The 26,824-nt window shown below is 32.6% G+C and carries 23 protein-coding genes and 5 tRNA genes; 27 read left to right on the forward strand and 1 reads right to left on the reverse strand.

Going from position 1 to position 26,824, the window contains the following annotated elements; genetic code table 11:
- Positions 1-107: 107 nt before the first annotated feature.
- The 23 genes from J3359_RS16365 (at position 108) to J3359_RS16475 (ending at position 23,594) form a co-directional block, all read left to right on the forward strand.
- The gene (locus tag J3359_RS16365) at positions 108-1,124 is read left to right on the forward strand and encodes an IS5 family transposase (RefSeq protein ID WP_437440110.1); all 1,017 of its coding nucleotides are present in this window, start codon (positions 108-110) and stop codon (positions 1,122-1,124) included.
- A gap of 234 nt (positions 1,125-1,358) precedes the next feature.
- A complete protein-coding gene (locus tag J3359_RS16370; RefSeq protein WP_208078155.1) occupies positions 1,359-1,928 on the forward strand; it encodes an RNA polymerase sigma-70 factor in 570 nt (189 codons plus the stop codon).
- 52 nt (positions 1,929-1,980) lie between these two features.
- Positions 1,981-3,144: a FecR family protein gene (locus J3359_RS16375; protein ID WP_208078156.1), complete on the forward strand. Its 1,164-nt coding sequence runs from the start codon at positions 1,981-1,983 to the stop codon at positions 3,142-3,144.
- A gap of 173 nt (positions 3,145-3,317) precedes the next feature.
- Entirely contained in the window at positions 3,318-6,716 is a 3,399-nt protein-coding gene (locus J3359_RS16380; protein ID WP_243765947.1) for a SusC/RagA family TonB-linked outer membrane protein, read from the forward strand.
- Between the two features lie 12 nt (positions 6,717-6,728).
- Positions 6,729-8,072, forward strand: a complete 1,344-nt coding sequence (locus tag J3359_RS16385) for a RagB/SusD family nutrient uptake outer membrane protein (RefSeq protein ID WP_208078159.1) — start codon at positions 6,729-6,731, stop codon at positions 8,070-8,072.
- A gap of 109 nt (positions 8,073-8,181) precedes the next feature.
- Positions 8,182-8,379, forward strand: coding sequence for a 30S ribosomal protein S21 (gene rpsU, locus J3359_RS16390; protein WP_026777225.1), 198 nt, complete (start codon positions 8,182-8,184; stop codon positions 8,377-8,379).
- 212 nt (positions 8,380-8,591) lie between these two features.
- On the forward strand, positions 8,592-9,488 hold the full coding sequence (locus J3359_RS16395; protein WP_208078160.1) for a tyrosine-type recombinase/integrase: 897 nt from the start codon (positions 8,592-8,594) through the stop codon (positions 9,486-9,488).
- Between the two features lie 3 nt (positions 9,489-9,491).
- Positions 9,492-9,800 (forward strand): ribosome hibernation-promoting factor, HPF/YfiA family, encoded by a 309-nt coding sequence (gene hpf, locus J3359_RS16400; protein ID WP_208078161.1) that lies wholly within the window; start codon positions 9,492-9,494, stop codon positions 9,798-9,800.
- 108 nt (positions 9,801-9,908) lie between these two features.
- Positions 9,909-9,982 (forward strand) — tRNA-Thr (locus J3359_RS16405).
- A gap of 67 nt (positions 9,983-10,049) precedes the next feature.
- A tRNA-Tyr gene (locus tag J3359_RS16410) sits at positions 10,050-10,131 on the forward strand.
- A 13-nt stretch (positions 10,132-10,144) separates the two neighbouring features.
- Positions 10,145-10,217, forward strand: a tRNA-Gly gene (locus J3359_RS16415).
- 122 nt (positions 10,218-10,339) lie between these two features.
- Positions 10,340-10,412, forward strand: a tRNA-Thr gene (locus J3359_RS16420).
- 59 nt (positions 10,413-10,471) lie between these two features.
- A complete protein-coding gene (tuf, locus tag J3359_RS16425) occupies positions 10,472-11,659 on the forward strand; it encodes an elongation factor Tu (protein ID WP_208078162.1) in 1,188 nt (395 codons plus the stop codon).
- Between the two features lie 78 nt (positions 11,660-11,737).
- Positions 11,738-11,809: transfer RNA gene (locus J3359_RS16430), tRNA-Trp, on the forward strand.
- Between the two features lie 76 nt (positions 11,810-11,885).
- Positions 11,886-12,074, forward strand: a complete 189-nt coding sequence (gene secE, locus J3359_RS16435) for a preprotein translocase subunit SecE (RefSeq protein WP_088354341.1) — start codon at positions 11,886-11,888, stop codon at positions 12,072-12,074.
- A gap of 12 nt (positions 12,075-12,086) precedes the next feature.
- On the forward strand, positions 12,087-12,635 hold the full coding sequence (nusG, locus tag J3359_RS16440; RefSeq protein ID WP_088354340.1) for a transcription termination/antitermination protein NusG: 549 nt from the start codon (positions 12,087-12,089) through the stop codon (positions 12,633-12,635).
- A gap of 75 nt (positions 12,636-12,710) precedes the next feature.
- Positions 12,711-13,148 (forward strand): 50S ribosomal protein L11, encoded by a 438-nt coding sequence (gene rplK / locus J3359_RS16445; RefSeq protein WP_208078163.1) that lies wholly within the window; start codon positions 12,711-12,713, stop codon positions 13,146-13,148.
- A 20-nt stretch (positions 13,149-13,168) separates the two neighbouring features.
- Positions 13,169-13,858 (forward strand): 50S ribosomal protein L1, encoded by a 690-nt coding sequence (gene rplA, locus J3359_RS16450; protein WP_208078164.1) that lies wholly within the window; start codon positions 13,169-13,171, stop codon positions 13,856-13,858.
- Positions 13,859-13,869: 11 nt separating this feature from the next.
- Positions 13,870-14,385, forward strand: coding sequence for a 50S ribosomal protein L10 (rplJ, locus tag J3359_RS16455; RefSeq protein WP_208078165.1), 516 nt, complete (start codon positions 13,870-13,872; stop codon positions 14,383-14,385).
- A 47-nt stretch (positions 14,386-14,432) separates the two neighbouring features.
- A complete protein-coding gene (gene rplL, locus J3359_RS16460) occupies positions 14,433-14,810 on the forward strand; it encodes a 50S ribosomal protein L7/L12 (RefSeq protein ID WP_208078166.1) in 378 nt (125 codons plus the stop codon).
- A 133-nt stretch (positions 14,811-14,943) separates the two neighbouring features.
- A complete protein-coding gene (gene rpoB / locus J3359_RS16465; RefSeq protein ID WP_208078167.1) occupies positions 14,944-18,753 on the forward strand; it encodes a DNA-directed RNA polymerase subunit beta in 3,810 nt (1,269 codons plus the stop codon).
- A gap of 97 nt (positions 18,754-18,850) precedes the next feature.
- A complete protein-coding gene (rpoC, locus tag J3359_RS16470; RefSeq protein ID WP_208078169.1) occupies positions 18,851-23,125 on the forward strand; it encodes a DNA-directed RNA polymerase subunit beta' in 4,275 nt (1,424 codons plus the stop codon).
- A gap of 157 nt (positions 23,126-23,282) precedes the next feature.
- Positions 23,283-23,594 (forward strand): DUF3467 domain-containing protein, encoded by a 312-nt coding sequence (locus J3359_RS16475; protein WP_208078170.1) that lies wholly within the window; start codon positions 23,283-23,285, stop codon positions 23,592-23,594.
- Between the two features lie 24 nt (positions 23,595-23,618).
- Here J3359_RS16475 and J3359_RS16480 read toward each other — a convergent pair whose 3' ends face one another.
- Positions 23,619-23,984: a helix-turn-helix domain-containing protein gene (locus tag J3359_RS16480; RefSeq protein ID WP_208078171.1), complete on the reverse strand. Its 366-nt coding sequence runs from the start codon at positions 23,982-23,984 to the stop codon at positions 23,619-23,621.
- Positions 23,985-24,257: 273 nt separating this feature from the next.
- On the opposite strand from J3359_RS16480, the gene J3359_RS16485 reads away from it, so the two are divergent.
- From J3359_RS16485 to J3359_RS16500, 4 genes are read left to right on the forward strand one after another with little or no spacing between them, the layout of a single operon-like run.
- Positions 24,258-24,518 carry a hypothetical protein gene (locus tag J3359_RS16485; protein ID WP_208078172.1) on the forward strand — a complete coding sequence of 87 codons (261 nt, stop codon included), beginning with the start codon at positions 24,258-24,260 and terminating at the stop codon, positions 24,516-24,518.
- A 60-nt stretch (positions 24,519-24,578) separates the two neighbouring features.
- The gene (locus J3359_RS16490; RefSeq protein WP_208078173.1) at positions 24,579-25,433 is read left to right on the forward strand and encodes a M48 family metallopeptidase; all 855 of its coding nucleotides are present in this window, start codon (positions 24,579-24,581) and stop codon (positions 25,431-25,433) included.
- 41 nt (positions 25,434-25,474) lie between these two features.
- Entirely contained in the window at positions 25,475-26,329 is an 855-nt protein-coding gene (locus J3359_RS16495; RefSeq protein ID WP_208078174.1) for a M48 family metalloprotease, read from the forward strand.
- Positions 26,319-26,822 (forward strand): hypothetical protein, encoded by a 504-nt coding sequence (locus J3359_RS16500; RefSeq protein ID WP_208078175.1) that lies wholly within the window; start codon positions 26,319-26,321, stop codon positions 26,820-26,822. The genes J3359_RS16495 and J3359_RS16500 overlap by 11 nt, the downstream gene beginning before the upstream one ends.
- The last annotated feature ends 2 nt before the right edge of the window (positions 26,823-26,824 follow it).

Below are 26,824 nucleotides of genomic sequence, written 5' to 3' on the forward strand. Positions count from 1 at the left end.
GTAAGTTGAGGTAACTTCTAAAAACTATAACTGTCTAATAATTAGTGTATTTATGTATGAAAAATCACTACAAAAAACATTGAGATTATGGATTTTTTGATCAAGATATTGGACTTGCGAAATTAATCCAATTGGGCAATCCTTTGGAAAAACTTGATTTAGGGATGGATTTTGAATTTTTTAGAGATTTTTTGGAAGAACGATTAACGAAAAAAGCCAAAGGCAAAGGAGGTCGCCCACTCTATGATTACGTTTTAATGTTTAAAATAATCATACTCCAGCGTTATTACAACCTTTCTGATGATCAAGCGGAATACCAAATAAATGACCATATGAGTTTTATGCGTTTTTTAAATCTTACTATTTCAGACGATATTCCAGATAGTAAAACCATCTGGCACTTTAGTGAGCGTCTAACTTATTTTGATTTAGTTGAGGAACTTTTTACCTTATTTGGGAAAGAGCTACAAAAGCTGGGTTTAATTGTAAATGAAGGGAAAATAATAGATGCTAGTTTCGTAAAAGCTCCTAAACAAAGAAATAGCAAAGAAAAAAACGACCAAATAAAACAAGGTAAAGGCTCTGAATTATGGAAAGATACCCCTAATAAAAAACTTCAAAAAGATATCGATGCTCGTTGGACTAAGAAGAACTCTCAAAGTTATTATGGTTATAAAAATCATGCTAAAATAGACAGCAAAAGCAAACTCATAGATACTTATACTGTTACAGATGCTTCAGTACACGATTTGCAAACTATAGACGGATTGTTAAATGAGAATGATAAGGATCAAGAATTATATGCAGATAGTGCTTATGTTGAGCAGGAAGAAACGATAGAAAAACATAAAGTTGTCAATAAAATACATGAAAAAGGATATAAAAACAAGCCGCTAACTGAGCAGCAAAAAGAAACAAATACTGAAAAATCAAGAGTTAGAGCACGTGTAGAACATATATTTGGATTTATGGAAAACTCTATGAGCTGTATGTATTTTAGAAAAGCGGGAATTAAAAGAGCTAAAACTGTTATAGGCTTGATGAATTTAACCTATAATATATTCCGAACCATTCAATTAAACACAACAAACAATGGAAACGTGTGTTTTGTTGTAAATGCATAAAATGTAAGGCAATAGTAATCAGCTGGTTAAAAAAATGGATTAAAAATGAAATGAGCTAGATTTATTTATTTAAAAAAAAGAAACTGAAAATTAACTGAGGTGGAATATCTAGTTTTTAGAAGTCCCCTAAAAACGCTACGTTTTCAAAAATTGTTAATTAATAGCAAAATGCATTAAATTAAACTCAAATTTTTTAAATTTACTTATTAAACTGATCTTCTTTTGAGAAAAACCATGGCAGATATAGATGCTAATTTATTTATTTTGCAGTTGCAAAAAGGAGATTCTATGGCTTTTGAAACCCTTTTTAAACTCTATTACGACAAATTGCTGCATTTGGCAAAAAGCTATCTTATTTATAAGGAAGACGCCGAAGGCATAGTTCAAAATTTATTTTTAAAAGTTTGGGAGAAAAGAGAGCATCTTGAGCATGTTACAAACCTAAACAACTACTTATACACCATGTGTAAAAATGGTTGTTTAGATCATTTAAAGCATGAAAAAGTTAAGAGAAGCTATGTTTCAAATCAACAAACAACAATAAACATTCATACACAATTTATTAAAGACCAAACAGCTTCTCTTTTACTTGAAAACGAATTAGAAAACCAAATTTTAAAAAGTATCGAACTATTGCCTCCTAAATGTAAGGCTGTTTTTGTTAAAAGTCGTTACGAGGACTTAAAGTATCAGGAAATTGCGACTGAATTAGGCATTTCAAAAAAAACTGTGGAAGGGCATATTTCAAAGGCTTTGAGCCACATGAGAATTCAGTTGAAAGAATTTTTGACACTTTTTTTATAATCAGACCAAGGGTATCTTGCTTATCAATCGTTTATATACTTTAAGTGATGTTATGCAAGATAAAGAAATATTCAAGTATTTAAAGGGTACCGCCTCGGAAATCGAACAAGAGCAGTTAGAAGAGTGGATTATAGCTTCTCCAGAAAACACTGCCCATTTCAATCAATTAAAAGCCTTTTATGTTGCTTCAACCTTTGACAATATGCCTAACAATGGTAACGTTGAAAAAGCCTACGCTAACCTTAAAGAGAACATTAATACTACTATAAAATTACAACATAAAAAGCAAAAAAAATATTGGAAATACGCCGTTGCTGCTTCCATTGCCTTATTAATTTCGGTTACTTACTATTTCACTATAAATAATAATTCAAATGACAAAAGGAACACTATTTTCAATCAACAATCCAACATTAAAATTGGTACGGATAAAGCTACATTAACGTTGGAAGATGGTTCTTCTGTTGCCTTAGAAAAAGGAAAAGATTACAATGTTGGAAATGCACAGAGCAATGGTGAAAAACTGATTTATAATACGTCAAAAGAAGAAAAAACACCTAAAATTGTTTACAATACACTAACCATACCAAGAGGTGGGCAATTTTTTGTGGAATTGTCTGATAATACCAAAGTGTGGTTAAATTCCGAATCTCAGTTAAAATACCCTATTGCTTTTATTAAAGGCGAAACACGTGAGGTTGAATTGGTGTATGGTGAAGCTTATTTTGAAGTATCCCCCAGTACCAAACATAATGGTGCTAAATTTAAAGTACTTACCCAAAGGCAAGAAGTTGAGGTTTTGGGAACAGAATTTAATATAAAAGCCTATCGAGATGAAACGTCAATTTATACAACTTTGGTTGAAGGAAAAGTTGCATTAGTGGCAAATAATCAAAAGGAATTTTTAAAGCCCAGCCAACAATCTACCTTTAATATTAAAGATAAAAGTATAAGCCTTGAAATGGTAGATACTTATAATGAAATTGCTTGGAAAGATGGCGTTTTTAGTTTTGAGCGAAAACCATTAAAAGAAATTATGAAAGTATTGTCACGTTGGTACGATATTAATGTGCGTTTTGAAAGTACATCAATCAAAAATACAGCGTTTAATGGGGTATTACGTAAGAAACAACGATTAGAGGATATTCTGAACACTATTAAAAATACAAATAGTATTAACTATGAAATAAAGGATAAAACGATAATTTTTAAATAAACAAGAGGAACCAGGTTCACATCTCTCACAACACAAACCCAAGATTCCCCTCAAGATAATTAATTAAAACAAAGTTTAACTAACTAATTTACAAATTTATGGAAAATAAGTTTACTAACTCGCTTTTCTTACCAATGTCTATTGGGATTAAGAAAAAGTACTTACTCAACCTTATGAAATCTTTTATATTCTTATTCTGTACAACAGTCTTTAGTTTTTCGTCGGGTGAAATACTATCGCAAAATGCGAAAGTCATAATTGATACCGATAAAACAATTACGGTTGATGAGGTTTTTAAAATCATTAAAAACCAAACCGAATATACCTTTATTTATCGGTCTGATTTATTTAAAGACTACCCCAAAGTAGCCGTTAAAAAAGGAGCTATCAGAGCTAATAAATTGTTACAGAAAAGTCTTTCCAATGGTAATTTTAACATTGAACTATCTGACAACAACACAATTGTTATTAAAGAAAAACTTAAACCAATCTTTATCCAACAAACCATTTCTGGTTTGGTTACGGATGAAAATGGACAACCATTGCCCGGAGCAACTGTAATGATAAAAGGTACAGATTTGGGAACAAGCACAGATTTTGATGGTAAATATAATCTAACGCTAACGAATAATGCTACTGCTCTAATAGTAACTTTTTTAGGATATAAAACCACTGAGGTTGAAATTAATAACAGAAGTACTATTGACATACAACTGCAGCCAGATGTTGCCGCTTTGGCAGAAGTAGTATTGGTTGGGTATGGTCAAGTAAAAAGAGAAGCCCTTACAGGTTCTGTAGGAACAGTAGATATAAAAAATATAACATCCCAGGCACCAACGATAAGTTTAGACAATGCTTTACAAGGGCAAATTGCAGGTGTTGCTGTAAGTGTTTCTTCAGGGCAACCTGGAGCAGCTGCTAAAATTAGAATTAGGGGAAACACCTCATTACTTGGTAACAACCAACCCTTATATGTTATTGATGGTATTCCAATATCACCAAATAGTAACATTCCTACTGGTGGCAATGAAGGCGGTGGCGGATTAAGCGATAACCTTAATAAACAAGGACTTAGTACTCCTATTGGCAATATTAATGTGTCAGACATAAAATCTATAAGTGTTTTAAAAGATGCTTCTGCTGCAGCTATATATGGTTCTCGTGCCGCAAATGGTGTTATTATTATAAAAACAAAACAAGGAACTTATTCTGGTAAAACAAAATTTGAATTCAATACCTCGATTGGTACTCAAAATGCAAAAATTTTAGACATTTTAAATGTTGAACAATACAAACAAGCTTGGAGAATCGCAGTACAAAATGCATTAGATACTGGAAGAAAAAGTAATTTTTTTACCAATTCTGTTATAGATGGCTCTGCATTTGGTAATGGTAACACAAACTGGAGAGAAGAAATAAGCCCAGGAGCACCTATTACTACTACTTACAATATAAGTGCCCGCGGAGGATCAGAAAAAACAAGATTTGCAGCTTCTTTAAGTACTAATAAACAAGAGGGAGTTTACAAAAATACAGGTTTAGATAGGTATACTTTCAATCTTAGCATAGATTCTAAGGTAAAAGACTATTGGACTATTGGCGCTAAAGTGAACCTATCGTCCTCAAACCAAAAGTCTTTAGATGGTAGTATTACTAGTCTAATTTATTATTACAGACCAGATATACCCATTTTTGATGAAGATGGTAATTACGCTTATCCAAAGACATTGTTTGCATCACAAAATCCCGTAGCACTTTCCAATGCAACCAATGAAAATAATACATTCTTGTTGTTAGGTTCAATTTACTCGGAATTTGAATTAGCGGAAGGGTTAAATTTTAAAACGTTTTTCTCTTTAAATAAAAACGATGGTAGGCAACAAAGTTATTACCCACGTTATACAGGTAGAGGTGGTTTTGACTATAAAAAAGGTAATGGTAATGGATACGCACAAGAGAGCAGAAGCCAAAACATTAATACTTTATTGCAAGGTACATTAACCTACGATAAAGTATTCGGAAATCATGGTATTAACGCAGTATTGGGAGTTTCTTTTGAAAAAAATAAAAATAACTTTCTTAAAGGTTGGGGAGAAGGTTTTTTTAATGATGTATTAACCGATATTTCAAGTGCTGCTGTATATAACAAATCTTCATCTGATGAATCGGGTTCTGGATTAGCTTCTTATTTCGGGCGAGTTAATTATGATTATGATGGTAAATATTTATTAACCGTATCTGCTCGTACCGACGGTTCATCAAAATTCGGTACAGACAAACAATATGCTTTTTTCCCTGCATTTGCTGCAGCTTGGAGAATTTCTAATGAAAATTTTTTAAGTGACGCTTCTTTTATTGACGAGTTAAAATTAAGAGCAAGTTTTGGTGTTACAGGTCAACAAGATTTTGGAAATTACGCATGGCGAACACTTTTTAAGGCTAGTAAATATGGGAAAAATCCCGCTATAGTCGTAGAGCAACTAGGAAATAAAATTTTAAAATGGGAAACTACCGAGCAAACAGATTTTGGTTTGGATTTTTCGTTTTTTAACCGTAGGTTTAGTGGAAGCATCGGCTACTATAATAAAAAAACCATAGATGCATTATATATACTAAACCTTCCATCAAGTATTGGATATTCATCTCTTACTGCAAATATAGGCGATACTCAAAATACTGGAGTTGAGCTAGAATTGAAAGGAGATCTTATTAGATCGGACAATTTTAAATGGAATATGTCATTAAACATCAGTAAAAATGAGAACAAACTAATTAAAATTTCTGATGACTTAAAAGATAAATACGGATACATACCAGGATATGCAGGAGGAAAACTTAAAGAGGGAAGCCCCATTGGTTTAATTAGAGGGTATGTTGCCGACGGACTTTACCAAACCCAAGCAGAAATAGATGCTTTAAACGCAGCGTCTCCTACAGGGGTTTACGAAAGGTTCCGAAGACAGGCGCCAGGAGACATAAAATTTAAAGACATCAGTGGCCCCGATGGTGTTCCTGATGGAATAATAACATCCGCAGACCAAACAGTAATAGGAACTTCCCAGCCAGACTTTTATGGGGGGCTAAACAGCATGTGGAAGTACAAAGGGTTTTCATTATCTACTTTCTTTACCTTCTCTGTAGGTAACGACTTAGAAGCATATTCTTATGCAAGCAATACATCTTTTGGAGGTTTTAGTCTTTCAAATAAAACAACCGATATTTATAAGGCTTGGTCTCCAGATAATCGGAGTTCAAACTTACCTAGATTGGTTTATGGAGATCCAAACAAAAACAGAAGAACGTCATCACATTTTGTTTATGATGCTTCTTTTATAAGATTAAAAACGTTAAACCTTGGGTATGATTTTCCGAAAGAAACTTTAAAACAACTTAAATTTTTAGATTATTTTTCAATTTTTGTCTCGGCTTCAAATTTGGTTACATTTACAAAATACCCAGGTGCAGATCCAGAAGCTTCTAACTTGTTCGGGAATGATATTAGTTCTGGAAGAGATCTTGGAGGCTTTCCAATAACAAAAACATTTACTGCAGGAATAAAAATAGGATTTTAAAAAACAACAATTATGAAAAAAGCAATATTATATATCATCACCTTATTTTTAATATACTCTTGTGAATTAACAAACGTATTAGAAAACGATCCCCCCAATAATTTAGTTTCAGAAAATGTGGTTAAAAATCAAACGGATGCCAGAGCATTGTTAAATGGCTGTTATGCTATAATTTCATTGAATCAATATTATTATGTTTATACAGAGTTAATTCCCAGCACCTTAATAGGATCTATGTCTAGGGTTGGAAGCAACTCTGATTTAGTTCCATTTGCTGAAAATTCTTTGAGCTATGATAATAGTTATAGTTACAGTTTTTGGAATGCATTTTATAAAGTTATAGATGGGGCAAACCATACTATTTTTCAAACGACCAAACTTTCTAGTAACTTAATTCCAGATACGGCTAGAAAGGAAATTATTGGAGAAGCTCGCTTTGTAAGAGCCATGGCAACTTTTGATGTGTTACGATATTTCGGTCAGTTTTTTGATATGAATAGTAAATTCGGTATTATATTACGTACCGAACCTGCAAACTTTGTAAATAGAGACAAAGCAAGAAGTACAGTAGCAGAATGTTATGCTCAAATATTAGCAGATTTAGATGCGGCAATTGCCGATGCACCAGACTATTCTGTAAGCTACAAAGGATCTAAAACTGCTGCAAAAGCATTAAAAGCTAGGGTATTAGTGTATCAAGGAAAATATGCCGAAGCGGCTGTATTAGCAAATGAAGTTATTAATGACGGTACCACCAGTTTAGAAGCCGATTTTGAAACTGCTTTTAGCACAGGTATAAAATCATCTGAAATGATTTTAATGGTTTACACCGATGAAGAAACGGAACAGCTACGTGGTTATAATGTAAAACGCTTTTATAGTGGAAGACCAGCAGAAAATAATTGGTTTACTACTTTAATGGATACCGACCCGAGAAAACCTTTTACCTATGAAGATAAAGAAGTTTTAAAAACAACTAACAAAGAGGTGTATAAACCTACTTATTTTTTACGTTTACCTGAAATGTATTTAATAAAAGCAGAAGGTTTGGCTTTTAGTGGAGCTTCTTTGGCCGATGCCAGTGCACCTTTAAATGTAATAAGAAACCGTGCTGGTATTGGCAATACGCTAGCTACCAACATACAAGAACTAAAAGATGATATTTTTAACGAATATGCAAGGGAACTTGCTTACGAAAACGGAGCAGAATGGTTTGCTGCCATTCGCTTTGGTAAGGCAGAGGAATTAAAACCTAGTATTAAAAATTCTGACCAGTACATTTTACCAATTCCAAGAGGTGAAATTGAAAATAATGCAGGTTTAAGCTTGGCAGACCAAAATCCAGGGTATGAATAAAACTTTTTCATAGTAATTAATAGTAATTACATTTGCAGTCCAAAAAATAAACCAAATAGTTTAAATACTATTCAAAATATAAAGATACTATGAAGGGAGGTGCCAACTTATGTTAATTATACCTATTAAAGAAGGAGAGAATATCGATAGAGCTTTAAAACGTTACAAACGAAAATTCGATCGTACGAAAACAATGAAGAACTTACGTAATAGAAAGAACTTCACAAAACCTTCCGTAGCAAAAAGAGCTCAAAGAATTAAAGCCTCTTACGTACAAAGATTAAGAACACAAGAAGAAGTAGGTTAATGAAACTCATTTTTTAAAAATCTGAAAGATTTTCTCAAAAATGTAAGTTAAATTAATTCTGCTGAAAAGCGGGATTTTATCGAGACTTTATCTTAAGACTATAAACTCGTAACATTTTAAAATGTTACGAGTTTTTTTGTGCCTAATTTTACTAACTTTGAGTTTGGCTAAATGAATCCAAATTCTGAACTTCAAACCTTGAATCTTAAATTTTGAACACCCTTGTAGAATCTTTTTTAGAATACTTATCATTAGAAAAGCAATATTCTAAGCACACAGTTACTGCATATAAAACAGATTTGTTGTCCTTCAAAGATTTTTGCGAAACAGAATACGATTTAGAGAATTTATTAGAAGTACATTATCCGATTGTAAGAAGTTGGGTAGTAAATTTAGTCGACCTAGGGATATCTAACAGAAGTATCAATAGAAAAGCGACTTCAATTACATCTTTTTATAAGTATTTACAAAGAACAGGTCAAATAGAAGGAAATCCACTTTCAAAATTTAAAGCTTTAAAAGTGGAGAAAAAAGTGCAAGTTCCATTTTCTCAAAGAGAAATAAACGAAGTAATTAAATCAATTAGTTTACAAGAAGATTTTGTATCCATTAGAAATAAATTAATTGTAGAGCTTTTCTATTCCATGGGGTTAAGAAGAATAGAGTTGATTAATATAAAAGAATCCGATGTAAATTTTTCTGACAACACTATAAAAATAATCGGAAAAAGAAATAAAGAACGCTTCGCTCCAATATTAGGTTCCGTTTTAGAAACTTTAAGAAAATATTTAGAATTAAAAAAGCAATACCAAAGTACGAAAGACGTTTTATTTATTACAGAGAAAGGAAATAAAATTTATGAAACACTTGTTTACAGAATTATAAATTCTTACTTTAGTCAAGTCTCTTCGAAGGTGAAAAAGAGTCCTCATATATTAAGGCATTCTTTTGCAACACATCTTTTAAATGAAGGGGCAAATTTAAATTCAGTTAAGGAATTGTTAGGGCATTCATCCTTAGCTTCAACACAAGTCTATACACACAATAGTCTTGATGCAATTAAAAAAGTGTATAACCAAGCTCACCCTAGGAGCAAACAAAAAGAGTAATTTATGAAAGTATTCACACAATCAGTTAATTTTAATGCAGACAGCGAATTAATTAAATTTGTAGAGAAGAAGGTAGAGTCTTTAGTTAAATTTCACGATAAAATCGTAGATGCAGAGGTTTTTTTAAAAGTTCAGAATACAAGCGATAAAGAAAATAAAATTACAGAAGTAAAAATTAATATTCCAGGAAGCGAATTGATTGTTAAAAGAGAAACAAAAACCTTTGAAGAAGGTATAAATTCGGCTGTAGATAATTTAAAAAGACAGTTAAAAAGATCTAAAGAAAAGCACAGAGATTCATTAATTTCATAAAAAGAGCAAAAAAAGTAAAAAAAATAATTATAAAAAGTTTTAGAATATAAAAAAACTTTATACATTTGCAATCCGTTAGAAATAGCGGGTTGTTTTTTTACAACAAAAGCCGATGTAGCTCAGCTGGCTAGAGCAGCTGATTTGTAATCAGCAGGTCGTGGGTTCGAGTCCCTCCATCGGCTCAAAAAACATTAGGTTTTTTGAGGTTTTGAAAAAAAACAAGGAAGTTCATTAAAATAGTAAACAAAGGGGGAGATACTCAAGCGGCCAACGAGGACGGACTGTAACTCCGTTGACTATGTCTTCGCAGGTTCGAATCCTGCTCTCCCCACGATTTACATATTGCGAAAGTAGCTCAGTTGGTAGAGCGTCAGCCTTCCAAGCTGAATGTCGCCGGTTCGAACCCGGTCTTTCGCTCAAAGAGTTTTGTTGTGATCGAAATTTAAGTTTTTGGCTTAGTTTTTTTAACAGCAAAGAGGCAGTGGGTGTGCTGAGTGTAATCGAGGTAAAACCAGTCTTTCGCTCAAGATTACCAACAAGCCGGTGTAGCTCAGTTGGCAGAGCGCATCCTTGGTAGGGATGAGGTCATGGGTTCAAGTCCCATCATTGGCTCATTAATACGTATTATTAGACACTAAATATATTTAAACTAAGAATTAAAATTAATAATTATGGCAAAAGGAACTTTTGACCGTTCGAAACCACACTTAAACATTGGTACTATCGGACACGTAGATCACGGTAAAACAACTTTAACTGCGGCTATTACTAAAGTATTAGCTGATGCAGGATTCTCTGAAGCTAGATCTTTTGATCAGATTGATAATGCTCCAGAAGAAAAAGAAAGAGGTATTACAATTAATACTTCACATGTAGAGTATCAGACAGCTAATCGTCACTATGCGCACGTAGATTGTCCTGGTCACGCGGATTATGTGAAGAACATGGTTACTGGTGCTGCGCAAATGGATGGAGCTATTTTAGTAGTTGCGGCTACAGATGGTCCAATGCCACAAACTAGAGAGCATATCTTATTGGGTCGTCAAGTAGGTATTCCACGTATCGTTGTTTTCTTAAACAAAGTAGATATGGTTGATGATGAAGAGCTTTTAGAATTAGTAGATATGGAAGTTAGAGAGTTGTTGTCTTTCTATGAATATGATGGAGATAACGGTCCTGTAGTTTCAGGTTCTGCTTTAGGGGCTTTAAATGGTGAACAAAAATGGGTAGATACTGTTTTAGAGTTGATGGAAGCTTGTGATTCTTGGATTGAAGAGCCTTTAAGAGAAGTTGATAAAGATTTCTTAATGCCTGTTGAAGATGTTTTTTCAATTACAGGTCGTGGTACAGTAGCAACTGGACGTATCGAAACTGGTATTGCAAATACTGGAGATGTGGTAGATATTATTGGTATGGGGGCAGAAAAAATGTCTTCAACTATTACTGGTATCGAAATGTTTCGTCAAATCTTAGATAGAGGAGAGGCTGGAGATAACGCAGGTATCTTATTAAGAGGTATTGCAAAAGAAGATATCAAAAGAGGAATGGTAATCTGTAAACCAGGTTCTGTAACTCCACATGCTAAGTTTAAAGCAGAGGTATATGTTCTTAAAAAAGAAGAAGGTGGACGTCATACTCCATTCCATAACAACTATCGCCCACAGTTCTATGTAAGAACTACAGATGTTACAGGTACTATTAATTTACCTTCAGGAGTTGAAATGGTTATGCCAGGAGATAACTTAACAATTACAGTTGATTTGATTCAACCAATCGCATTAAACGTAGGTTTACGATTTGCTATCCGTGAAGGAGGTAGAACAGTTGGTGCAGGTCAGGTAACTGAATTATTAGACTAATATTTTATTAGTTTATTAGTTGATAAATATAAAAGGTATTCCGTTTTTAACGGAATACCTTTATCAATGAAATAACAAACGGGCGTAGTTCAGTGGTAGAGCACTGGTCTCCAAAACCAGCTGTCGGGAGTTCGAATCTCTCCGCCCGTGCAATTAAAATGCGAGTAGAAAAAATATCTTTAGATGTTAAAAGGAGGTTTTTTATCCGTGCAAAACAAAAAGTAAGATGAACTTTATACAATATATCAAAGATTCTTTTGATGAATTAAATAACCACATGACGTGGATTTCTAAAGAAGAAGCTCAAAAAACAACTGTAACTGTAGCTGTGTTTACAATTTTGTTTGCATTAGCAGTTGCAGGTATAGACTATGTTTTTCAAACAGGATTAGATAATTATTTCAAATTATTTTAATAAAAATAAATTATGGCTGATTCAGTGATGAAATGGTATGTTGTAAGAGCCATTGGAGGACAAGAAAATAAAGTAAAAGCTTATATAGAAACAGAAATTTCTAGAGTTGGTTTATCGGACTATGTTAGTCAAGTAATAGTACCAACAGAAAAAGTTGTTCAAATAAGAAATGGGAAAAAAGTAAACAGAGAAAGAGTTTACTTTCCAGGATATATTATGGTAGAGGCAAATCTTTCAGGAGAAGTACCTCACGTTATAAAAGCAATTACAGGGGTTATTGGTTTTTTAGGTGAAACTAAAGGAGGTGAACCTGTTCCTATGCGTAAATCGGAAGTAAATAGAATGCTAGGTAAAGTCGACGAGCTTTCAGTTCAAGATGAAAACGTAGCAATTCCTTTTAATATAGGAGAAACAGTAAAGGTTGTAGATGGTCCTTTTAACGGATTTGATGGAACTATTGAAAAAGTAAATGAAGAAAAGCGTAAGCTTGAGGTAATGGTTAAAATATTCGGAAGGAAAACACCATTAGAACTTAGCTACATGCAAGTAGAAAAAATATAATTGTTACACAAGTATATATAATACCGATTTGTTTTGATGCTTCCAAATTAAAACAAATCATTAAACATTTTTAAAATGGCAAAAGAAGTTAGTAAAGTAGTTAAGTTACAAGTAAGGGGAGGCGCAGCGAATCCATCGCCGCCGGTTGGACCCGCTTTAGGAGCTGCTGGTGTTAACATTATGGAGTTCTGTAAACAGTTTAATGCGAGATCGCAAGACAAACAAGGTAAAGTTTTACCTGTTGTTATTACTGTTTATAAAGACAAATCTTTCGATTTCGTCGTAAAAACTCCTCCTGCAGCAGTTCAGTTACTAGAAGCGGCCAAAATAAAAAAAGGTTCAGGAGAACCAAACAGGAAAAAAGTAGCATCAGTTACTTGGGATCAAATTAAAGTAATTGCAGAAGACAAAATGGTAGATTTAAATGCCTTTGAAGTTTCTTCAGCAATGCGTATGATTGCAGGTACAGCGCGTTCTATGGGATTAACAGTAAAAGGTAATGCACCAGCATAAACTTTATAAAAAGTAAGAAAATGGCAAAATTAACAAAAAAGCAAAAAGTAGCTTACGCTAAGGTTGATAAAACTCAATCTTATGATTTAGCAGCAGCTTCAGCGCTAGTCAAAGACATTACTAATGTAAAGTTTGATGCATCAGTAGATTTGGCAATACGTTTAGGAGTAGATCCTCGTAAAGCAAATCAAATGGTTCGTGGTGTTGTAACATTACCTCACGGAACTGGTAAAGATGTAAAAGTTTTAGCATTAGTAACTCCAGATAAAGAAGCAGAAGCTAAAGAAGCAGGTGCAGATTATGTTGGATTAGATGAATACCTTCAGAAAATTAAAGGAGGTTGGACAGATGTAGATGTAATTATTACAATGCCTAGTGTAATGGGTAAATTAGGTCCTTTAGGAAGAGTTTTAGGTCCTAGAGGTTTAATGCCAAACCCAAAGACAGGTACAGTAACAATGGACGTAGCAAAAGCTGTTCAGGACGTAAAAGCTGGTAAAATCGATTTTAAAGTTGATAAAACTGGAATTATACATGCAGCAATCGGAAAAGTATCTTTTGATGCTAAAAAGATTGAGGAAAATGCAAACGAGTTAATACAAACAATTATTAAATTGAAACCTACAACTGCAAAAGGAACGTATGTAAAAAGCGTTTTTATGTCTAGTACAATGAGCCCTAGTATTGCTGTTGAAGTAAAAGCTGTTTAAAACTTATAATTATGACTAGAGAAGAAAAATCACAAGTAATACAAGATTTAACAGCAGTATTAGCAGACACTAACACGTTATATTTAGCAGATATTTCTGGACTAAATGCACAGACTACCTCTAATTTACGTAGAGCTTGTTTTAAAGCAGGTGTTCAGTTATCGGTTGTTAAAAATACATTACTTGCGAAAGCAATGGAAGCATCAGATAAAGATTTTGGTGAACTTCCAACAACATTAAAAGGAAATACTTCAATGATGATTTCTGAAGCAGCAAATGCTCCAGCTAAATTAATCAAAGAATTCAGAAAGAAATCTAAGAAGCCTTTATTAAAAGGAGCATTCGCAGAAGAATCTGTATATATTGGAGATGATCAATTAGATGCTTTAGTAGACATCAAGTCTAAAGAAGAGTTAATTGGAGAAATCATTGGATTATTACAATCACCAGCAAAGAATGTTATTTCAGCATTACAATCAGGTGGTCAAACACTTTCAGGTATTATTAAAACGTTATCTGAAAAATAAGTACGCGCACAAATAAACTAAAATAAACAAATTTTAAAACAATTAAAATGGCAGAATTAAAAGATTTCGCAGAGCAATTAGTTAACTTAACAGTAAAAGAAGTTAATGAATTAGCTACTATTTTAAAAGATGAGTATGGTATCGAGCCAGCTGCAGCAGCAGTTGCAGTAGCAGGTCCAGCAGCAGGTGGTGGAGATGATGCAGCAGATGAGCAAACTGAATTCGATGTAATCTTAACAGCAGCAGGTGGGTCTAAGCTTGCAGTAGTAAAATTAGTTAAAGAATTAACTGGTTTAGGATTAAAAGAAGCAAAAGGTATCGTAGATAGCGCACCAGCAGCAGTAAAAGAAGGAGTATCTAAAGATGAAGCTGAAGGGCTTAAAAAATCTTTAGAAGAAGCAGGAGCTGAGGTAGAGCTTAAGTAAGTTTCTATCCCGAAGTTTCGGGCAAACAAATTTAGGTTTAGGTACTAAAAACAATGTTTTTAGACCTAAACCATTTTGTGTATATATTCGTTCTTTATTTTAATTCAGATTTTAATCAAAAAAATATTCTCTTTTGGCAACGAAAAACACTACTGAAAGAATCAACTTCGCTACTTCTCAAATGATTAAAGAATACCCAGATTTTTTGGATATTCAGGTAAAGTCTTTTCAAGACTTTTTCCAGCTTCAAACAAAGGCAGAAGAAAGAGGCGAAGAAGGTTTGTACAAAACCTTTATGGATAACTTTCCAATTACAGATACAAGAAACCAATTTGTATTAGAATTTTTAGACTACTTTGTAGACCCACCAAGATACTCCATTCAAGAATGTATTGAGAGAGGGTTAACACACAGTGTGCCTTTAAAAGCACGCCTTAAATTGTATTGTACAGACCCTGAACACGAAGATTTCGAAACAATCGTTCAAGATGTTTATTTGGGTACAATTCCTTATATGACTAATTCTGGAACCTTTGTTATAAATGGTGCAGAACGTGTAGTAGTATCTCAATTACACAGATCTCCAGGAGTTTTCTTTGGACAATCATTCCACGCAAACGGTACAAAATTATACTCTGCAAGAGTTATTCCTTTTAAAGGATCTTGGATAGAGTTTGCAACCGATATCAATCAAGTAATGTATGCTTATATTGATAGAAAGAAAAAATTACCAGTAACCACATTATTCAGAGCCATTGGTTTTGAAAGAGATAAAGACATTTTAGAAATCTTTGACCTTGCAGAAGAGGTAAAAGTTTCTAAAGCTGGATTAAAGAAAGTATTAGGTAGAAAGTTAGCTGCTAGAGTTTTAAAAACTTGGCATGAAGATTTCGTAGATGAAGATACTGGAGAAGTTGTATCTATCGAAAGAAATGAGATTGTTTTTGATCGTGATACAGTTCTAGAAAAAGAACATATAGACGAAATAATAGAAGCTGGTGCTAAAACGGTTTTACTTCATAAAGAAGATAACCACATGGCAGATTATGCGATTATTCATAATACATTACAAAAAGATCCTACAAACTCCGAGAAAGAAGCTGTAGAACATATTTATAGACAATTGCGTAATGCAGAACCGCCAGATGAGGAGACTGCAAGAGGCATTATAGATAAGTTGTTCTTTTCTGAACAACGTTATAATTTAGGTGAAGTTGGTCGTTTTAGAATGAATACGAAACTTCAGTTGAACGAACCAATGGATCAGAAAGTATTATCGAAATTAGATATTATTACCATTATAAAATATTTAATTGAGTTAATAAATTCTAAAGCTGAGGTAGATGATATTGACCACTTATCTAACAGACGTGTAAGAACTGTTGGAGAACAATTGGCAGGTCAGTTTGGTGTTGGTTTAGCAAGAATGGCAAGAACCATTCGTGAGCGTATGAATGTACGTGATAACGAAGTATTTACACCAATCGATTTAATTAATGCAAAAACATTATCATCTGTAATTAATTCTTTCTTCGGAACGAATCAGTTATCGCAGTTTATGGATCAAACGAATCCATTAGCAGAAATTACACACAAACGTCGTTTATCTGCACTTGGACCAGGAGGTTTATCCAGAGAAAGAGCAGGATTCGAGGTTCGTGATGTGCACTACACGCACTATGGGCGTTTATGTCCAATTGAAACTCCAGAAGGACCAAATATTGGTTTAATTTCTTCACTTTCAGTATTTGCAAAGGTAAATAATTTAGGTTTTATTGAAACCCCTTATAGAAAAGTAAATGAAGGTGTTGTTGCAAATGAAGAGCCTATTTATTTAAGTGCAGAAGAAGAAGAAGGAATGCGTTTTGCGCAATCTAACATCGAATTAGACGATAAAGGTGCTTTCAAAGAAGAAAGAATAATTTCTAGAGAAGGTGGTGATTTTCCAGTTGTAACTCCGCAAGAAGTTCAATATATGGATGTTGCTCCGAATCAAATTGCATCAATATCTGCATCTTTAATTCCTTTCTTGGAACATGATGATGCTAACCGTGCATTAATGGGATCGAATATGATGCGTCAAGCAGTTCCATTATTACGTCCAGAAGCTCCAATTGTAGGAACAGGATTAGAACGAAGAGTTGCAAAAGACTCTCGTATTTTAATTAATGCAGAAGGAAATGGAGTCGTTGAATATGTAGATGCAAATAAAATTACAATTAAATACGATAGAACAGAGGAAGAAAGAATGGTTAGTTTCGATTCTGATGAAGTTTCTTATAATTTAATTAAATTTAGAAAAACCAATCAAGGAACGTCTATTAACTTAAAGCCGATTGTAGAAAAAGGTGATAGAGTTTCTGAAGGACAAGTTCTTTGTGAAGGTTATGCAACACAAAAAGGAGAATTAGCTCTAGGTAGAAATATGAAAGTAGCCTTTATGCCTTGGAAAGGGTATAACTTTGAGGATGCAATTGTAATTTCTGAAAAAGTAGTTCGTGAAGATATATTTACCTCTATACATATTGATGAGTATTCCTTAGATGTTAGAGATACAAAATTAGGAACTGAAGAGTTAACCAATGATATTCCTAACGTTTCTGAAGATGCAACAAGCAATTTAGATGAAAATGGAATGATAAGAATTGGAGCAGAAGTGAATCCTGGTGATATCTTAATTGGTAAAATTACACCAAAAGGAGAATCTGATCCAACTCCAGAAGAAAAATTATTACGTGCTATTTTTGGTGATAAAGCAGGAGATGTAAAAGACGCATCTTTAAAAGCTTCTCCATCATTAAGAGGTGTAGTAATTGATAAAAAATTATTTAAAAGAGCTGTAAAAGATAAGAACAAGAGATTAAGAGATAAAGAAGCAGTTACTGCTTTAGAAGCTTCTTTTGTATCTAAATTCGAAGGCTTAAAAGATGAGTTAATTGAGAAATTATTCACTTTAATTAGTGGAAAAACATCTCAAGGAGTATTTAACGATTTAGGCGAAGAAGTATTACCAAAAGGTAAGAAATATACACTTAAAATGTTAAACTCTGTAGACGATTATGTACACTTAACAGGCTCTTGGACAACAGATAAAGAATTAAACGATTATGTAGGTGAATTAGTTCACAACTACAAAATTAAAGTAAACGATTTACAAGGTTCTTTACGTCGTCAAAAATTTACAATCTCTGTAGGAGATGAATTACCAGCAGGAATTTTAAAACTAGCTAAAGTTTACATCGCCAAAAAACGGAAGTTAAAAGTAGGTGATAAAATGGCTGGTCGTCACGGAAATAAAGGTATTGTTGCTAGAATTGTAAGAGCAGAAGATATGCCTTTCTTAGAAGATGGAACTCCAGTAGACATCGTTTTAAATCCATTAGGTGTACCATCTCGTATGAACATTGGTCAAATTTATGAGACTGTTCTTGGTTGGGCAGGTCAAAAATTAGATAAAAAGTATGCAACACCAATTTTTGATGGAGCATCTTTAGATCAAATTAATGCATATACAGATGAAGCAGGTGTTCCAAGATTTGGACACACTTACTTATATGATGGAGGAACAGGAAAACGTTTCGATCAGCCAGCAACAGTTGGTATTATTTATATGATTAAGTTAGGTCACATGATTGAAGATAAAATGCACGCGCGTTCTATTGGACCTTATTCATTAATTACACAACAACCATTAGGTGGTAAGGCACAATTTGGTGGTCAACGTTTTGGAGAGATGGAAGTTTGGGCACTTGAGGCATATGGAGCATCAAGTATCTTAAGAGAAATCTTAACTGTAAAATCAGATGATGTTATGGGAAGAGCTAAAACATACGAAAGTATTGTTAAAGGGGAGTCTATGCCAGAACCAGGTTTACCAGAATCATTTAACGTATTAATGCACGAATTAAAAGGTTTAGGATTAGACGTTAGATTAGAAGAATAATTTTTAATAGTAAGCAGTATAACAGTCTGCAGTTTGCAGTCCACTTTTAGTGATGTAAACTAAAGACTGCTAACTGAAGACTGAAGACTATAAAAACATGGCAAGAAAACAAGAGAAGTACACTGTAAAAAAGTTTAATAAAATCTCGATTGGTTTATCATCTCCAGAAGCAATTTTAGAAGCTTCAAGAGGAGAGGTGTTAAAACCAGAAACTATAAATTATCGAACACACAAACCAGAAAGAGATGGTTTATTTTGTGAGCGTATTTTTGGTCCTGTAAAGGATTACGAATGTGCTTGTGGAAAATACAAAAGAATTCGTTATAAAGGAATCGTTTGTGATAGATGTGGGGTCGAAGTAACAGAAAAGAAAGTACGTAGAGATAGAGTAGGGCACATTAATTTAGTGGTTCCTGTTGCTCATATTTGGTACTTTAGATCATTACCTAACAAAATGGGATACCTTTTAGGTTTGCCATCTAAAAAGTTAGATATGATAATTTACTACGAACGTTACGTAGTAATTCAACCAGGTATTGCAAAAGGACCTGAAGGTGAACCGTTACAAAAAATGGACTTCTTAACAGAAGAAGAATACTTGGATATTGTTGATGAGTTACCACAAGAAAATCAATATAAAGATGATGCAGACCCAGATAAGTTTATCGCTAAAATGGGTGCAGAATGTTTAATTGATTTATTAGCACGTATCGATTTAGATGCTTTGTCTTTTGAATTAAGGCACAAAGCAAATACAGAAACATCTAAACAACGTAAAACAGAAGCACTAAAACGTTTAAATGTTGTTGAAGCATTCAGAGATTCTCAAAAAAATAGAGAAAACAATCCTGAGTGGATGATTATGAAGGCAGTACCAGTAATTCCACCAGAATTACGTCCATTAGTACCTTTAGATGGTGGCCGTTTCGCAACATCAGATTTAAATGATTTATATAGAAGAGTAATTATTAGAAACAATCGTTTAAAAAGATTGGTTGAGATAAAAGCTCCTGAAGTTATTTTACGTAACGAAAAGCGTATGTTACAAGAATCTGTAGATTCATTATTTGACAACACACGTAAATCATCAGCAGTAAAAACAGAATCTAACAGACCTTTAAAATCTTTATCAGATTCATTAAAAGGTAAACAAGGACGTTTCCGTCAGAATTTATTAGGAAAACGTGTAGATTATTCAGCACGTTCTGTAATTGTTGTTGGGCCAGAATTAAAACTATCAGAATGTGGTATCCCAAAAGATATGGCAGCTGAATTGTACAAGCCTTTTGTAATTAGAAAACTAATTGAAAGAGGAATTGTAAAAACAGTAAAATCTGCTAAGAAAATAATAGATAGAAAAGAACCAGTTGTTTGGGATATTTTAGAAAATGTAATTAAAGGACATCCAGTTTTATTAAACAGAGCTCCTACCTTACACAGATTGGGTATACAAGCATTTCAACCAAAATTAATTGAAGGAAAAGCAATTCAACTACACCCATTAGTTTGTACTGCCTTTAATGCCGATTTTGATGGAGATCAAATGGCGGTTCACTTACCATTAGGACCAGAAGCTATATTAGAAGCACAAATATTAATGTTGGCTTCACATAATATCTTAAACCCTGCCAATGGTGCACCAGTAACTGTACCTTCTCAGGATATGGTACTTGGTTTATACTATATGACAAAAGAAAGAATTTCTACTCCAGAAGTACCAATTAAAGGAGAAGGATTAACTTTCTATTCACCAGAAGAAGTAACGATTGCTTTTAACGAAGAAAAAGTTGACTTAAATGCTGGTATTAAAGTAAGAACTTACGATGTTGATGAGAATGGAGAACAAGTTAGAAAAATTATAAAAACTACTGTTGGTAGAGTTTTATTTAACGAAAAAGTTCCTCCTGCTGCTGGTTACATTAATGAAGTATTAACTAAGAAAAACTTACGTGGAATTATTGGTGGAATTTTAAAAGCTACAGATATTCCTACAACAGGAGAATTCTTAGATCAAATAAAAAATATGGGATATAAATTCGCCTTCCAAGGTGGTTTATCTTTCTCTTTAGGGGATATTATTATTCCTGATGAAAAACAATCTATGATTGATGAAGCCAACAAAGAAGTGGATATCATCGTAGGAAACTATAATATGGGTATGTTAACGCAAAAAGAGCGTTACAATCAGGTAATTGATGTTTGGGGATCTACCAACAATAGATTAACCGAATTATCTATGAAGAATTTGCGTGAAGACCAGCAAGGTTTCAACTCAGTGTACATGATGCTTGATTCTGGAGCAAGGGGTTCTAAAGAACAAATTCGTCAGTTAACAGGTATGCGTGGATTAATGGCGAAACCTAAAAAATCTACAGCAGGTGGTGGAGAAATTATTGAAAACCCAATTCTTTCTAACTTTAAAGAAGGTTTATCGATTTTAGAATACTTTATTTCAACTCACGGTGCACGTAAAGGATTGGCAGATACCGCTTTAAAAACGGCAGATGCAGGTTACTTAACACGTAGATTGGTAGATGTTTCTCAAGATGTTATTATTAATGAAGAAGATTGTGGAACTTTAAGAGGATTAGAAGTAGCTCCATTGAAGAAAAATGATGAGATTGTAGAATCTTTAGCAGACAGAATCGAAGGAAGAATTTCTTTAAACAACGTTTATCATCCATTAACAGACGAACTTCTTTTAGAAGCAAATCAGCCAATTACATCTCAATTAGCAGAGGCTGTTGATAAGTCTGGAATTGATAGTGTAGAAGTAAGATCTCCATTATCATGTGAGTCTTCCAAAGGTATTTGTGCAAAATGTTACGGACAGAGTTTATCTACTCGTAATAAAGTACAAATTGGTGAGGCAGTTGGTGTAATTGCAGCACAATCTATTGGAGAACCAGGTACACAGTTAACATTACGTACATTCCACGTTGGTGGGGTTGCAGGTAACATTTCAGAAGACAATAAGCTTGTTGCGAAGTTCGATGGAAATGTAACTATAGAAGATTTAAGAACAGTAGTAGGTAAAGATAGTGATGGAAACGAAGTAGATATCGTTATTTCTAGAACTGCCGAAATTAAAATTGTAGATAAGAAAACAGGAATTACACAAAGTACAAATATTTTACCTTATGGTTCTATTATTTTTGATAAAGATAGAAAGACCATCAAAAAAGGAGATGCTATTGTACAATGGGATCCATTTAATGGTGTAATTGTTTCTGAATTCGGTGGAAAAGTGAAGTTTGACAATTTAGAGCAAGGAATCAACTACTCTGTAGAAATTGATGAACAAACAGGTTTCCAAGAAAAAGTAATGATCGATTCTAAGAACAAGAAAATTATCGCGTCTTTAATTATAGAAGATAAAGATGGTAACGCTTTACGTTCTTACAGTTTACCAGTAGGTGCACACTTAATGGTAAGTGATGGAGATAAAGTAGAACAAGGCCATACTTTAGTTAAAATACCAAGAAAATCTGGTAAAGCAGGAGATATTACTGGAGGTTTACCACGTGTAACAGAATTATTCGAAGCACGTAATCCTTCTAACCCTTCTGTAGTTTCAGAGATTGATGGTGTTGTATCTTTCGGAAAAATTAAAAGAGGAAATAGAGAAATTATTGTTGAATCTAAAACAGAAGACGTTAGAAAGTATTTAGTAAAACTATCGAACCAGATTTTAGTTCAAGAAAATGACTTTATTAAAGCAGGAATGCCATTATCAGACGGAGCAACAACGCCTTCAGATATTTTAAGAATTAAAGGACCATCTGCAGTACAAGAATACTTAGTAAACGAAATACAAGAAGTATATCGTCTACAGGGTGTAAAAATTAACGACAAACATTTTGAAGTTGTAGTTCGTCAAATGATGCGTAAAGTTAGAATTATAGATTCTGGAGACACATTGTTCCTAGAAAATCAATTAATTCATAAAAACGACTTTATCGAAGAAAACGATGCAATTTATGGAATGAAAGTTATTGAAAGTGCTGGGGATTCTGAAAACTTAAAAGAAGGGCAAATTATTTCTGCACGTCAACTAAGAGACGAAAATTCTTTATTAAGAAGAAACGATAAGAATTTAGTAGAAGCAAGAGATGCAAAACCAGCAACAGCAGAGCAAGTTTTACAAGGTATTACAAGAGCTTCCTTACAAACAAAATCGTTTATTTCTGCAGCTTCTTTCCAAGAAACTACAAAAGTATTAAACGAAGCTGCTGTAAGTGGTAAAGTAGATACTTTAGAAGGCTTGAAAGAGAATGTAATTGTTGGTAAGAAAATACCAGCAGGAACAGGAATGAGAGCTTACGATAAAATAATCGTAGGACCTAAAGACGAAATAGAACAAAGTTTCTAAACATAACGTGTAAACGTTTAAATATTTAAAAAGTTGAATTGTTTACTGTAAGTTAATTATAGTTTCAATTCAGCTTTTTTTATGCTATCTCCTCGAGCGCAGTCGAGAGGTTTATAATAGAGGTTTCGACTGCGCTCGACCTGACAAATTTATTAAAATGGAAGAAAATCAAAACAAAGAAGGGCAATTAAATATAGAGCTAGATCAAGAAGTAGCAGAAGGAACGTATTCTAATTTGGCAATAATTAATCATTCTGTATCAGAATTTATTGTCGATTTTATAAACATTATGCCAGGTGTACCAAAGGCAAAAGTAAAATCGAGAATTATATTAACACCACAGCATGCAAAAAGATTAACACAAGCATTGGCAGACAATGTTCGTAAGTTCGAAGAAGCTCATGGAGAAATAAAAGACTATGAGCAACCACCAATTCCAATGAATTTTGGTCCTACAGGACAGGCTTAAACATTAAAATTAAAAAAGTGAAATTTATAATATTTCGCTTTTTTTTATGGCTAGCAATTCTTTCTCTAAAGAAGAAATATAAATATCTTTTTCTTGCAAACGAAGTTCGTAATGAGAGACTAATTTTTTTATGGTTAGCCTTTTTTGCCGTTTTTTTTGAATGGAATTCTCTTGAGAATTAATATTTAAAAAAGTATTTAATTCTAATTGGTATAAGCTGCAAATATCTTTAAGGTGTAAAAGCCAAGTATTACACAATCCTTTTTCAATTCTGGCATAGGTAGATTGCGATATGCCAAGATGTTCTGCGACAACTTCTTGCGACCATTTTTTCTCTTTTCTAAAATCTTTTAATTTTTTGGCAATAATAGGGGTTAAAAAAGTATCCATTTTTCTTTTTCTATAAAGGTAAAAAAAATATTTACAAACAATTATTTTTGTTTATAAAACAATTTTTAAATGTTAAAAATTTATTAAAAAAATACTTTTTATTGAAAAAGATTAAGGGCTAAGTGTTTGTATTTCATTATTTTATAATTTTATGCAAAAAATGAATAATTTTTACCCAATAAGTGAATAACACTTTACCTAGCTTTCTTTCTAACTTTGAGGTAGTATTAATCAAATAAATACAGAAAAGTATTTATTCTAAAATATTATAAAATGAATAAAATGAAATTAATTTTTGGATTAACGCTAAGTTTAGGTTTGTTAGTTTCAATGGGAACGCTTGAAAAAGGTACAGTAACAAATGCAGGATGGGCTATTTCAAAGCTTTGTAAATCCCCTGAAGCTGTGGAAGTTGGTGCAGAAGCAGCTTATGGTGGAGTTGGTGCTTATGCAGGAGCAGAAGTTGGTGCTGAAATCGGTTGTATAGGTGGACCTGCTGGAGCAATTATTGGAGGATGTATAGGTGCTTTGTAGTTAAATCTAATTTAAGTGTTACTTAATTCTGTTTGAGTAGCACTTTTTAATTCAATTTAAATGATAAAAAATGCAATAATAACCATAGGTATTGTTTTTGTGATTTTAGGATTACAACATATTGTTCTCTTTCTTATTTCAAAAGAAAGGAAAAGATCACAGCTTAAAGAGCATCTTATATCTGTTATAGGAGCGGCTATTTTTATTGGTATTCCCTTATCTTTTTTACCATTATTAATGCCAAAAATAGCTAATAATATTAGCTACCTAATTATTATCTTTATTCTATTGTCATCTATAATAGTTTCTTATTGGTTCGTTATTAATCCATTAAAGTATGTATTTCGTCCGAATAAATTTACTAGAGACAATTTATTAGAGGAAGAAATACAACGAGAAGGATGTCCTTTTAAAATTTATTTTACCAATATGGTTGAGAATAATGCTTTTGCAACGGGTATTATTCCTTTTTATAAAATTATTGTTATTGGTAATAATCTAAAAGAAGAATTAAGTAAAGAAGAGTTAAAGGCTGTTATTTATCATGAAATAGGACATCATAAAAATAAACATATTTTAAAATTGTTTGTCGTAAGTGTAATATTACAAACCTTCGTTTTTTTACTATTTTTTAAGATTAATCAAATACATTTTACCCATGCGTTTATGGAGCCAATAATGGTTGGAATAAATGGTGCTTTTATAGGTTTTGTTTTTTATTATGTTCCAAGTAAAATTTCTTATCAATTTGAATATCAGGCAGACAATTATGCTGCAAATAAGTATAGTAAAATAGCTACCATAGGTGCTTTAAAAAGATTAGATGAAATTTCTAATGGCGTACTTACCAAAGGAAATGCTACACATCCTAAATTAGAAAAAAGGCTTCAAAGTCTAGAAAAAAATGAAAGTTAATAAATATCAGTTGATTATTATTTTTAAAAATTTTTAATAAAATGATTTTAAAAATGCTAGTAAGTGTAACAGTAGTTTTTGTAATTTTAATGTTACAGCATCTTATTTTTTTTCTTTTTTCTAAGCGTAAAAATAAATTACAACTTAAAGAGCATCTCATATCTGTCATAGGAGCGGCTATTTTTATAGGGATTCCTTTATCGTTTTTACCTTTACTTTTGACTAAAATGCCTAACGGATTTAGCTATCTAATTATTGTATTTATCCTATTGTCATCTATCATAGTTTCTTATTGGTTCGTTTTTAATCCATTAAAGTATGTATTTCGTCCGAATAAATTTACTAGAGATAATTTATTAGAAGAAGAAATACAACGAGAAGGATATCCTTTTAAAATTTATTTTACCAACATGGTTGAGAATAATGCTTTTGCGACAGGTATTGTTCCTTTTTATAAAATTATTGTTATTGGCAACGATTTAAAAGAAAAATTAAGTAAAAAAGAATTGAAAGCCGTTATTTATCACGAAATAGGACATCATAAAAGAAAGCATATTTTAAAATTGTTTGTTGTTAACGTTATACTACAGACTTGTGCTTTTTTATTATTTTACACGCTTAATAAAATCCATTATACGCATGCTTTTATGGAGCCTTTATTTGGAGTTCTCACAGCAGGTTTTGTTGGATTGGTAATTTTTTATATTCCAAGTAAAATTTCTTATCAATTTGAATATCAGGCGGATAAATATGCTGCGAATAAGTATAGTAAAATAGCTACAATTAATGCTTTAAAAAGATTAGATGAAATTTCTAATGGCGTACTTACCAAAGGAAATGCTACACATCCTAAATTAGAAAAAAGGCTTCAAAGTCTAGAAAAAAATGAAAGTTAATAAATATCATTTAGCTATTGTTTTATTATTAATTTTGGTTTTAAGTAGTTTTAAACCTTCGCATATTAACTTAGAGAGTCAGAGCACTAAAAATATTACTAGTAATTTACAGGTTTTACATACTAAGTATGATTATATCAACATTTTTTTGACGAACCTTATGGCAGGAATTGTTTTATCAGTTGTAGGTTTTTTTACAGGAGGTATTATCACTTTGTTAATTTTACTTTGGAATTTTATATTACTATGGATAATTTATGCATCTGTGGTCTCCTCTCATCAGAATATTAATATTATTTTATATTATTCAAAACATCTACCTATAGAAATTTATGCTTTTGCTTTGTTTTCAATTATCGGTTTTAGGGGTTTTAATTTTTATAAAAAACTTATTGGTTCTAATGAGTTAGGTATTAAATTATTTCCAAACATAAAAGAATTACTAATACCTACTTTCTTATTGTTTTTATCATCATTAATTGAGGTTTTATAATA

The organism is Polaribacter cellanae (genome assembly GCF_017569185.1).
Classification (GTDB): domain Bacteria; phylum Bacteroidota; class Bacteroidia; order Flavobacteriales; family Flavobacteriaceae; genus Polaribacter; species Polaribacter cellanae.